7 protein-coding genes are annotated in these 12,983 nt (G+C 33.6%); all 7 read right to left on the reverse strand.

Annotated features, from left to right (window positions below; genetic code table 11):
* Positions 1 to 168: 168 nt before the first annotated feature.
* Positions 169 to 549 (reverse strand): TraR/DksA family transcriptional regulator, encoded by a 381-nt coding sequence (locus FF52_RS10585; RefSeq protein WP_008465297.1) that lies wholly within the window; start codon positions 547 to 549, stop codon positions 169 to 171.
* A 6-nt stretch (positions 550 to 555) separates the two neighbouring features.
* Positions 556 to 3,957 carry an isoleucine--tRNA ligase gene (ileS, locus tag FF52_RS10590; protein WP_008465299.1) on the reverse strand — a complete coding sequence of 1,134 codons (3,402 nt, stop codon included), beginning with the start codon at positions 3,955 to 3,957 and terminating at the stop codon, positions 556 to 558.
* 203 nt (positions 3,958 to 4,160) lie between these two features.
* Positions 4,161 to 6,080, reverse strand: a complete 1,920-nt coding sequence (locus tag FF52_RS10595; RefSeq protein WP_035691365.1) for a hypothetical protein — start codon at positions 6,078 to 6,080, stop codon at positions 4,161 to 4,163.
* A gap of 48 nt (positions 6,081 to 6,128) precedes the next feature.
* A complete protein-coding gene (locus tag FF52_RS10600; RefSeq protein ID WP_008465302.1) occupies positions 6,129 to 8,027 on the reverse strand; it encodes a PQQ-binding-like beta-propeller repeat protein in 1,899 nt (632 codons plus the stop codon).
* 116 nt (positions 8,028 to 8,143) lie between these two features.
* Positions 8,144 to 8,857, reverse strand: coding sequence for a DNA repair protein RecO (gene recO, locus FF52_RS10605; protein ID WP_008465305.1), 714 nt, complete (start codon positions 8,855 to 8,857; stop codon positions 8,144 to 8,146).
* 86 nt (positions 8,858 to 8,943) lie between these two features.
* Positions 8,944 to 11,226, reverse strand: coding sequence for a T9SS type A sorting domain-containing protein (locus FF52_RS10610; RefSeq protein WP_008465307.1), 2,283 nt, complete (start codon positions 11,224 to 11,226; stop codon positions 8,944 to 8,946).
* 127 nt (positions 11,227 to 11,353) lie between these two features.
* Positions 11,354 to 12,697 carry an NADP-specific glutamate dehydrogenase gene (gene gdhA / locus FF52_RS10615; protein WP_008465309.1) on the reverse strand — a complete coding sequence of 448 codons (1,344 nt, stop codon included), beginning with the start codon at positions 12,695 to 12,697 and terminating at the stop codon, positions 11,354 to 11,356.
* Between the last annotated feature and the right edge of the window lie 286 nt (positions 12,698 to 12,983).

A 12,983-nucleotide genomic window follows, 5' to 3' on the forward strand; every position in this document is an offset into this window, starting at 1 on the left:
TACAAAAAAAGTGTTTTTAAAATTTAATTTATTTTGATTAATTATAAATAATTTCCTTCAATAGATAATCCCTTTAGCAAAATAGTGGTTTAACAAACATTAAACAATACAAAAAAAACGCTCCTAAAAAGGAGCGTTTTTTCTATTTAAAGATATATTTCTTAAAATTTATCTCTGCAAGTTTTTAGCTTCGATACTCATTGTTGCATGAGGAACGATTTTAAGCCTTTCTTTGCTAATTAATTTACCTGTTACTTTGCAGATACCGTAAGTTTTATTTTCTACACGGAATAAAGCATTTTTTAAGTCACGAATGAATTTCTCTTGTCTGATAGCCAACTGAGAGTTCGCCTCTTTTGACATGGTCTCACTTCCTTCTTCAAAAGCTTTAAAAGTTGGAGAAGTATCGTCAGTTCCGTTATTCAAATCGTTCATATAGGCACTTTTGATCAAGTCAAGATCTTCTTGTGCTTTTTTAATTTTTGCTTGGATTATTTCTTTGAACTCTGCTAAATCTGCGTCTGAGTATCTAATAATTTCATCTATCATTTTCTACTATTTTGAAATTAATATAATGGTTCTAATGTCATCAAACTCAATTTCTGTGCCGTTTTCTAACGTGTCAGCAAAAACCAGTTCGTCTGTTAATGTTTCAGACTTAATATAGTCTTCATTTTTTGAAACCGCATTTTCCAAAATGCCGTCTCGTTTTATTTGAACTTTAATCTTATCCGTAACCTCAAATCCTGAATCTTTACGGATGTTTTGTATTCTATTAACTAATTCTCTAGCGATACCTTCATTTTTTAATTCTTCGGTAAGTGTAATGTCAAGCGCGACTGTTATTCCGTTTGAATTAGCAACTAACCATCCTTCGATATCTTGTGATGTAATTTCCACATCTTCTAATGATAAAGTTACACTATTTCCTGCAATAACAATATCTAGCGTTCCCTGCTTGTCCAGTTGGTTGATCTGTTCTGCCGAAAAACCTTGTATCTCCTTAGAAATCAAGCCCATGTCTTTCCCAAAACGTGGCCCAAGAGCTTTAAAATTAGGCTTAATTTGTTTTACTAAAATACCAGAAGCATCGTCTAAAAGTTCGATTTCTTTTACGTTTACCTCAGCTTTTACAAGGTCAGAAATCGCTTCGATTTCAGCACGCTGATTGTCGTCAAGTACTGGAATCATTACCTTTTGCAGAGGTTGACGAACTTTGATCATCTCTTTTTTACGTAGTGATAAAACTAAAGAAGAGATCGTTTGCGCCTTCTGCATTTTGCTTTCCAACGTTTTATTAACAAAGTTTTCGACAAATTTTGGAAATTCAGCCAAGTGAACACTAGCAAAATCCTCGGTTCCCGTAGATGCTGTCAAATCTCTATACAATTTATCCATAAAAAATGGAGCAACCGGAGCGCTCAATTTACTGATTGTAAGCAAGCAAGTATAAAGCGTTTGGTAAGCTGCAATTTTATCTTTTGCATATTCCCCTTTCCAGAAACGACGACGGCATAAACGAACGTACCAGTTACTTAAGTTTTCCTGAACGAAGTCAGAAATTGCTCTTGTCGCTTTTGTTGGCTCATAATCTTCGTAGCATTCGTCAACAAATTTGATTAACGAATGCAATTCAGAAATAATCCATTGATCGATTTCTGGTCTTTCGTTTAACGGAATTTCAGCTTCAGCATATTTAAATCCATCGATGTTAGCATATAACGAAAAGAAAGAATAAGTGTTGTATAAAGTTCCGAAGAATTTACGTTTAACCTCAGCAATTCCCTCAAGGTCAAACTTCAAGTTATCCCACGGATTTGCATTCATAATCATATACCAGCGTGTAGCATCTGGACCGTTTTCTGCAATGGTTTTAAATGGATCTATAGTATTTCCTTTACTCTTAGACATTTTAATTCCATTTTTATCCAAAACAAGACCGTTTGAAACTACATTTTTGTATGCAATTTTGTCAAAAACCAAAGTTCCGATAGCGTGTAAGGTATAAAACCATCCACGAGTTTGATCTACTCCTTCGGCAATGAAATTTGCTGGAAAATCTTTGTTCCCGTCAATTTTATCTTTGTTTTCAAAAGGATAGTGCCATTGTGCATAAGGCATTGCTCCAGAATCGAACCAAACGTCGATTAGATCACTTTCGCGCTTCATTGGTTTTCCAGAAGCAGAAACCAAAGTGATAGCATCAACAACATTTTTATGCAAATCGATTAAATCATAATTTGATTCAGACATATTTCCGATTTCAAATCCTTTAAACGGATTTTCCTTTTGGAAACCTGCTTCTATCGATTTTTCGATTGCGTTGTACAATTCTTCAACAGAACCGATAATAACTTCTTCAGTTTTATCTTCTGTTCTCCAAATTGGCAAAGGAATGCCCCAATATCTAGAACGAGATAAGTTCCAGTCGTTGGCATTTTTAAGCCAGTTTCCAAAACGTCCTTCACCAGTAGATTTAGGTTTCCAATTGATAGTTTCGTTCAGGTCGAACATTCTATCTTTTACATCGGTTACTTTGATGAACCATGAATCTAGAGGATAATACAATAACGGCTCATCTGTTCTCCAACTGTGTGGATAACTGTGCACGTATTTTTCAACTTTAAATGCTTTATTTTCTTCTTTAAGACGAATAGCGATTTCAACATCTACAGATTTCTCTGGAGCTTGTCCTGCATCGTAATATTCGTTTTTAACATATTTACCAGCCAAATCACCTACGTGAGAAGTGAATTTTCCTTGTAAATCAACTAAAGGCACTGCAGTTCCGTTTTCGTCTAAAACCAACATTGGTGGAACTTCTGGTTTCGCATCTTTGGCTACTTTAGCATCATCTGCTCCAAAAGTTGGTGCTGTATGCACAATTCCAGTTCCGTCTTCTGTTGTAACGAAATCTCCAGAAATTACTCTAAATGCATTTTCAGCATTTTGGTATGGCAACACATAAGGCAATAATTGCTCGTAACGGATTTCTACTAAATCTGCTCCTTTTGCTTCGGTTAAGATTTTGTATGGAAGTTTTTTATCACCGTTTTTAACATTGTCAAAATCAGCATCGTCTTCACTTAAGAAATATCCTTTTCCGAATTGTTTTCCAACTAAGTTTTTAGCCAAAATCACATTGATTGGCTCAAAAGTATATTGATTGAATGTTTTAACTAAAACATAATCGATTTTTGGCCCAACTGTCAAAGCTGTATTTGATGGAAGTGTCCAAGGCGTTGTCGTCCAAGCTAAAATGTGGATATCTCCAAAACCTCGCAAGAATGAAGGCAAAGTTTCCGGAAGCGTTTTAAACTGCGCTACAATTGTAGTATCAGTCACATCTCGATAAGCTCCAGGCTGGTTTACTTCGTGAGAAGACAAACCTGTCCCTGCTTTTGGAGAGTACGGCTGAATCGTGTATCCTTTATACAACAAACCTTTGTCGTAGATTTGTTTCAAAAGCCACCAAACAGACTCCATATATTTTGGTTTATAAGTCACATACGGATCTTCCATATCAACCCAATACCCCATTTTTTCGGTCAAATCATTCCATACGTCAGTATAACGCATAACGGTTTTTTTACACGCTTCGTTATATTCTTCGATCGAAATTGTTTTACCAATATCTTCTTTTGTAATTCCTAATTCTTTTTCGGTACCTAATTCAACAGGCAGACCGTGAGTATCCCATCCAGCTTTTCTTTTTACCTGAAAACCTTTTTGAGTTTTATATCTGCAAAAAATATCTTTAATCGCACGTGCCATTACGTGGTGAATACCAGGTAATCCGTTTGCTGAAGGCGGACCTTCAAAAAATACGAAAGGCTCAGCACCTTCTCGAGTGGTTACACTCTTTTCAAATATATTTTCTTTCTTCCAAAAATCAAGAACTTCAGACGCTACAGTTGGCAAGTCAAGTCCTTTGTATTCAGTAAATTTTGTACTCATTTTATCATTTTCTTAAACGAGGTGCGAAAGTAAGAAATTTTGAACTATTGACCGCCAATTTCCTTAAATTTCACAAACTTTTGTTGAGATAATAGATACAAAAACATAAGAATTGGTTACTTTCTGACATTATTCTCATTTTTCTGAGCATAATAAATCAAAAAACAACCAATTCTTAAAATAACTTCCAACAAGCTAAAGTCTTATTTAAATCCTCCGAAATAAACTTCTTTCATAAAAATTCTATTTCCAAAAACGGGATTTATTTCTACTTTTTCGCGTGTTTCCTGATAAAAAGTTTCGCCATTAAAATCTTCGATTTCATAATTGATCTTATGAGGAATTTTTCCAGAATTTAAAGCTGCTACAGGGCGATAATCTCCAAATAGTTTTCTTTCGAAAAAACTTTTATTGCCATTGTCAAATTCTGTTTTTTCTGTTGAAACTATATTAAAATTTTCTTTATCAATAAAAACATGATAATCAGTTTTGGGAATTGTTCTGTTTCCCGAACTCAATGTTTTTTCAAAATAATTTAAATGATAACACATTTTTCCCTCGTACATTTCTTCACCCAGAACTTCAAAATTATTCCATAAATCGAGTCTTAAGTCGGTTAGAAAGTTTACCAAATCAACATTTTTAGACAAATTGCTGTAATCGTATGATGTTAATTTTGCCCATTTGGCATTGAGTCCAGTTTCACGATCGTCATGACTCCAAGCTTCTGGTCCGTTTACGATTTCATAATAAGCTTCAGGCATTTTTTTCTTAAGAAGATAATGCGATGTTGTTGCCCATTTTTCTTCTGTCTGCGGAATATTTGTCCCTTCAATTGAAATCTTAGAAAATAGATATGCTTTTTCTACTTTTTTCAATGCTTGGCTTCCTCCCAAATTATCAACTACTTTAGCTAAAATATTTGCATTTAATTGATATGGTATAGAATCAAGCAAATTAAGTCTTTGCGTTTTAATCTTTTCCAGATAAGCTTCACGATTAGATTTTTCGATTTCCCATTCTGCATCTTGCTGCTGAATCTTTTCAAAAAATGCTAATCTTTTTTCTTCTTTCTCTTCCGCTATTTTAAGACCTAATTTTTGAAGATCTGCAAAACGTGTAGTGTGGCTTCTTATTTTTTTATCGACAAAAAAGCCATTATTCACTTTTTTAACTATCGAAGATCCTCTTGAATCCTGCTTATCATTCTCAATAAGCAAATTAGCATACAGTAACGCTTTTTCTTTATTTTCAAGCAAATAATAAGTTTCTGCTAAATTGTTTGTAACTATGAAACGAATAGTTTCGTTTGCAGGAGAAAGTGGATATTTTACCAATAGACTTTCCAAATATTGCAAATGAGGCGCCAAAGTTTTTTCGTCTAAACCTTTTTCAAGTGTTACTTTTTGCATCTGAGCTGTAATTTCATTTTCAAATGCCAGCAACTTCTCGTACTCAGGATGCGATTTTGAAGTTACAAATTCAAACTTTATTTTTTCTTCACCGATAGTGTATCTTAATTTATAATTAAGGTAGTTTTGTATTGCTTGAACAGAACTGTAAATTACTGTGTCTAATCCTAATTCCGCAACAGTGTAATTACCGTCTCTTTCTGCTTCTGCAATTTTTTTATTATTCATCTCAACGGCAGCCTTCAAATTGTCTTTTTGACTACCTACAGCGATTAAATAGGATTCCACTGTATTAAAATCTTTGGTCAACAGAAGCTTATCTGCGCATTTCGCCTCCATTTTTATTTTTACACTATAATTGGAAAATGCCTGAAACTTCCATCCGTTTTTCTTTTTATCAAAAATACTGTCAATTTTAGTGGCTTTATATTGCGGAAGTTCAATGGTTAAATAAATTCTTAGTTTTCCGTTCGCAGGATCTTTTATGAAGCCTTCTATATTAAAATAGTTTTTTTTCAATATCGGTTCTTCCTGTATTAACTGCTTATCCATTTGATAGAAAGTGGTCTGAGTTAATGCATTATCAAGAATAGGAAATTCTGGGTAGTTAATTACTGGTATGTAGAATTTCTTTTTTTTAGAGCTTATTTTTTCTTGCGCCTGAATTGAAGCAATTACAAGCAAAGCTATAAGGAGTAGTGTTTTTTTCATAGGCAAAAAAAAGCCATCAAAATCAAATCCTGATGGCCGTATCTTTTTTTATTTTTCTTTTCTATTGAAGATCTGAATTGACTTATCAGAAACATAAAAAATATTCTGAGTCGCAGGATCTACTTCGTAAATTGGCTTGTTGTTGTTGAAGATAATTTTATCAACTTCAACTCCATCAACTTTACTCACTTTTACAAGAATTTTTTCTCCAGAATCTGCTTTTGCAAAGATATAAGAGAAGTCTCTGTTTTGTTTCATTGCATTAAAACGAGAGTTAAATTTAGCCGCTACTACGCCAAGTGCCGCTGCCCCAGCCGCATAAGCTTTTGCTTGATCTTTATTCGTTTTATCTTCTTTCTTTAAAACTGAAGTTCTCATATTTCCATCAGAATCACGGTATGTCATTGTTACTTCAGAACCTTTAAATTCACTCACACCAGCTCCAACTCCTAAACCAATACTTCCAACAATAGCAGCACTTTTTATAAGACGTCTTGTTCCTTCTCCTGGCTGTGAATAAGTAAGGTGATATTTAACTGTACCATCCATATTAACTCCCATAACTTCAAGTGGACCTGAAAGCACAACACCCCAAGGAAACTGCTCGATACTGTTTAATTCTTTTTCTCTTTTGATATTTACTTTAGCAAAAGGCTCTGGCTTGTCGCTAATGCTAGGATCAAATTTGTACAATTTCTCGTCATTATATACTAAGTAAGAATTTGTAGTTTCATCGTAAGTAGGTAAAACTGGACGATTTTTATCAAAATTGATATTACGTTTCCAAAGTTTAACTCCGGTTTTATAATCTACCATGTTTCCGTAAGTTCCTGTAAGGTACATTACTTTTTCGCCAACTTTCCCTAGGTAGTAAATTGGATCTTCTTTATCATCAGAAATTTCGATGAATTTTTTCCAAAGTTTTTCTCCGTCTTTGTTAATCAACATCATTTCATTTTCTGCAACGTACAAGAAATCTTGATCGATTGGAATTACTCTTTTCAATCCATCTCCACGAGCGTCTTTTTTCCAAATTTTCTCTCCTGTGTTTAAGTCAAAAAAGTTAAATCCGCTGTAGTGCGCAACTAATATTTTTGTTCCCCAATCTTCAAGATAAACAACTCTCTTTGTTTTGATAGATTCTTTCCAGATACTTTTTCCAGTTTCTGTATTTAATACATTTAAATATTGTTTTGTAGAAAAAGTTCCTGTATTATTTACTACAACAATATTTTTATCATTTTGCGTTAAGAAAAATTTAGAATAATCTTCTTCACCTTTCCAGTTTAACTTTCCAGTAGCTCTGTCAAAAGAATACAATTTTCCGTACAATAAATAGTAAATTACAGATCCATGTACTTTTGCTACGTTTGTATTTACTGATTCTTTAAATGAAAAACTAAACAAAGACTTTGCCTTATCAACAGTTGTATTCCATTTTAATTCGCCAGTTGTCATATCCAATAATGCAATTGCCATATCTCCATCTTTTTTCAAAGTAAGCAGATACTCATTTGTTTCAGGAATAAAATCTGACTGTGTAACCCAGAAAGACTCTTTTGCAGAATTATAAACTACTTTACCTGTATCAGTATTGATAATAAGATATTTACTTTCAAGATAAGCTTCTACATATGGGCTTCCAGGCACATTAGTTAAAGTACTTTTATCCGCGAAAAGTTTTGTAAGATCGGTATCGCCTGCGATATCCAATACTGATCTACCTCCAAAATCTTCTTTAGTTAAAGTCCATACAACTTTTTTAGTTTCAGGATCAAGACCTTTAATAGATGCGCCTTCTTTAAAGACAACAATTCCAGTAACTCCATTCTGCACCAAATCTTGGACAGCATTTTCTGTTGTAACTATTTCATCATATTTTCTTTGGGCAATTGATGAAACCGCTACCGACAGAAGCAAAATAATCGAAAATGTAATTTTCTTCATGGTAGATTTTTTTTAAATTATTGGTTTTAGATATTTATGAGAAATTGCTTTTACTAAAAAATGGGATTTTTTTAGTAAAAATTAACTGAGCAAATATATAAAAATAGGAATGCTATTTATGAAAAAATTTCTTTCAAAATATCTAGCGATTTTGGACGCTTAAAACCCTCTAAATGAGAAGAATAAAAATCAATTAACACCTTTAGCAAAATTTGTCTCTCAATTACATTGAAGATTTTTTGGCTATTATCAAACTTTAGTTCGATAAGTTTTTTTAACAAAGTGGTTTCGTGCTCCGAAAGAGCGGTAGAATTGTGGAAAACCGTAAAAACACCCTCATTCATTTCAAAAAAAGGAAGGTCAATATCTGAAAGATCAGGATAAAATCCGAGGTATTTTGTAATTTCTAAAAGAAGAATTAAGTGAAAGTTAGAAATTTCGTCATGATGATCCAGCCAAGTCAATGCCGTTTCTAAAAACAAGAAAAGCTGTTCGTTTTTTTCTTCTTCCTGAATAGAATAATGGAGCATTTCTGAAAGAAACATTACCATGGTACTTTTTACAATATCGGTATGAATGCTCTGAAACGGAACGGCAGTTTTTATTTCTTTAAAATTTTCAAGTGTTCCTTTATTTTTATGAACGGCTTCAATTTCTAAAATCGAAAAAGGCTGAAAATACGCAATCTTCTGACTGGCTTTTCGGCTCGAAAATGCATCGCGCACAAAATAAGATTTTAGTCCGCTGGAAAGCGTAAAGCATTTTACAATCAAGCTTTTTTCTTGAAATTTTAAAGATGAAATTACTATGGCTTTGGTTTTGACGAGCATTTTTAATTTTAGATTGTAGATTTTAGATTTTAGATTTCTATCCAAAACTAAAAACTGTGACTGTTGCAGAAAACTGCGACTGAATACTAACGAATTATCATTACTTTTTTGACTTTCGTTTCTCCTCCGTCTTCTGCCGAAATAAAAACCATATAAACGCCAGAGGCAACTTTATATTTGCCAAAAGCAGTGGTGTCCCACTCGATTGTTCCGCCTTCCGAAGTTGTTTCGTAAACTAAATTGCCTGCAATATCAGTAATTTTGATATTTGCTTTATCAATTAATCCAGCAACTTTTACTGTTCCATTATAATTTGGACGAACTGGGTTTGGATAAACATATACATTACTCAAATCATCGTTTGCATCTGTTGCTATTCCGTTAAACGAGACTAATCCTTTATTGGTTGCTATAAAAACTTCTCCGGTTTTAGCATTTATCTTGATATCATTTACATAATTGCTCGGCAGCGGAGAATTGTTTATAGTAAAATGATATTTGGTTTCCTGTCCATTTGGCGAAACCATAAAAACTCCAGAATCTGCAGTTCCAATCCATTTATTGTTTGCTCCGTCAACTGCTATTGAAGTAATAAACTGTTCATACAATAATTCCTGCGCCAAATCGTCTTCGGTAATAATGATAGGATTTGCTTTTAATTGATTTTCCGACTGAAAACTGGAGACATTAGACAAAACTCTCAGCCCTTTTGTTGTTCCAATCCAAAGTTGATTTTTTGTGTCTAATGCTAATGTTCTCACATCGGCTATAGGTAGATTGCCAGCATCAACACCAAAAGTCATTTTTTTGAACGTATTAGTGCTTTCATTAAACCCAACGACGCCACTTTTTAGGGTTCCAATCCACTTTACATTATTTCGGTCTATGGCTATACTCGAATAGTTTTCTTCTTCGGCATTGTCTATAATTGAAGTCATGGCATAACTTCCCCATTGTCCATTTGTTTTTAAAACTTTCAGTCCATTTTTAATTCGGCTGTTTGTTACCCAAAGATTTGCAGATTTATCAAATGCTGTTGCATTAATACGAACATCAATATAATTTGGTCCTTCTGTAGTTATAGTTTCTAAACCGCTATTTTTTTCGTTGTATAAAAAATTAGGAACATCGTTTTCAACTTTTACCAGACCAGAAAAGAATGAACTCGCATAAACTTGTTTTTCATTATTTGGATTAACAAGAACTCTTGTAATTGATTTTGCGTCATAAACTTCAGAATACGGGATGTTCAGCCAACCAGAAGCATTATACCTGCTAATTCCGTAATTATCTAAAGGATAAGGATTATACGAAACATCATAGTCGCCGTAAACTGTCCACAAAACACTAGAACCTGCATCTATAGCAAAAATATTATTTCGAACTGGTCCAGCTGGCGTATTATTCTCAAAAGCGGCTACATTATTAAGAGAAGAAGCAAATAGACCTTTTTCTTTTGTTCCAATAAAAATCTGATTTCCAACAGCCGTTGCACAGCTAAAATTTAAAGTATTGTCTAAGACCTGAGAATTTGAAATTTGTCTATTCAACACCATTTGATTATTGTACACATAAACCGTATTGGCAGTTGTAACAAATAAATTATGATTTTTTGCTCTCGTATCGACTGCTGGCTGAGGCAATTGTAAAAACCCGACAAATGTATTTGAATTGAATCTATGAATATATCCAGAATCATTTATTGCGATGAGTTCAGTATCCAAAGTTTCTACGCTAGACCAGTTGCCTCCATTTACAAGCGACCACTGATTGTAATCTATAAGATTAGCACTTGTCTTATCTGCTTTTCTAATGCCACTTGAGGTTGCTGCGAAAATAAATCCGTTAAACAAAGTAGTTTGTTTTACGCTTATTTCAGCTCCGTTGTCACCAATAAAATAAGTATCGCCAAATTGCGAAGTTTTCAAATTGAATTGCACAATCCCAAAATCACAAGAAACATAAACCAATCCATTATCTTCCATAAAGTGATTGATCTTTTTTGTATTTGCGGGCAGTTGTTTGTTAATGATATCAACTACTTTGAGAATACTTCCGTCAATATCATTAATCAAAATCATCAAACCATTTTCGTAGCCGATCAATGTTTTTTTGAATATCTCGCTGTAATAAACCGCAGAAATGGTCTGACCTGAGAGTCCATCAACGGTAGTTGTGGTTTTAAGAATATTTGTTGCTGTATTTTTTGAAAACAATGCATTTTCTGAGGCCGCAAATACGCTTGTAGCCGACTCCGAAATATCTTTTATTTCATTAAACGAAAAATATCCCTGCCAAGACAGTTTGCCCTGCGCTCCGCAAAACTGAATGAGAAGTAAAAAGAAACTGCAGAAAAATACTTTTTTCATCATTTAATGTATTCAATTAAGGCAAATATACTACAAACGAGATTTTATTTAATTTTTAGCACAAATAAAATACCCTCGATATCTTATCCAGACAATCGAGGGTATTTCTTATAGTAGTAAGTAAATCTTAAACAACACCTTGTGCAAGCATCGCATCGGCAACTTTTACAAATCCGGCAATGTTGGCTCCTTTTACGTAGTTCACATATCCGTCTTCTTCAGCACCGTATTTTTTACATTGGTTATGAATTCCAATCATGATTTCTTTCAATCTCAAGTCTACTTCTTCACTTGTCCAGTTTAGACGAATTGAGTTTTGAGTCATTTCTAATCCAGAAGCGGCAACACCACCAGCGTTTGCAGCTTTTCCTGGAGCGAACAACACTTTATTGTCTAAGAAAAGTTTAATAGCATCTAATGTAGAAGGCATATTTGCAGCTTCAGTTACACATAAAACGCCATTGTCGATTAACTTTTGAGCATCTTCCCCATTCAATTCGTTTTGAGTAGCACATGGAATTGCGATATCGACTTTTACTTCCCAAGGACTTTTTCCTTTATGGAAAACAGCATTTGGATATTTCTCTAAATATCTTTCTGCTTTATTATCGCCAGTAGCTCTCATTTCAAGCATATGATCGATTTTTTCTCCAGAAATTCCTTCTTCATCATAAATGTATCCGTCAGGTCCAGAAATCGTAACTACTTTACCTCCTAATTCATTTACTTTTAAAGCTACTCCCCAAGCTACGTTTCCGAATCCTGAAATAGCTACTCTTTTACCTTTAATCTCGTGTCCGATAGTACGAAGCATTTGATCTGTAAAATAAACTACTCCATATCCTGTAGCTTCTGGTCTGATTAATGAACCTCCGTAAGCTAAACCTTTTCCAGTTAAAACTCCTGTAAATTCATTTCTAATTCTTTTATATTGTCCGAACAAATAACCAATTTCTCTTGCTCCAACACCAATATCTCCAGCTGGAACGTCAAGATCTGGACCAATATGACGGCATAACTCTGTCATGAATGACTGGCAGAAACGCATAATTTCTCCATCAGATTTTCCTTCTGGATCAAAATCAGAACCTCCTTTACCTCCACCCATTGGAAGAGTTGTCAAACTGTTCTTGAAAACTTGTTCGAAAGCAAGGAATTTTAAAACTGATAAATTTACTGTATGGTGAAATCTGATTCCTCCTTTATAAGGCCCAATTGCAGAGTTCATTTGAATTCTGAAACCTCTATTGACAATAATTTCTCCTTTATCGTCTACCCATGGAACTCTAAATATTATTGATCTTTCCGGTTCAGCGATTCTTAAAAGGATATTCTTTCCATCATATTTTTTACGCTCAGATATAAACGGAATTACTGTTTCAGCAAATTCTCTAACAGCTTGAAGAAATTCTGGCTCGTTTGGATTTTTTGACTCAATAAGAGCCATAAACTCATTTATTTTTTGTTCCATCTTTGAAATAAATTTTCAGATAATTTAGATTTAATTTTCACTCTTATAAAAATAAGAAACTATGTTTAAGAAAACGTTTTCGTTTTAACTGACAAAGATATAGCAAATAATGATTCGATGTTACATTTTTCACTTTTTTGAATCGATTTGTGTTTTTTGCAAACATTCCAAAAAAAACACATTTTTCATGTAGGTGTTTACATGCAAATCACCTTTCAAAAGTTAGTAAATTAAGTATTTTGTTACTTATTTTTCAATACAGCAATTTAATATTTTGAATCGATTA

Source organism: Flavobacterium sp. F52 (assembly GCF_000278705.1).
Lineage (GTDB): Bacteria > Bacteroidota > Bacteroidia > Flavobacteriales > Flavobacteriaceae > Flavobacterium > Flavobacterium anhuiense.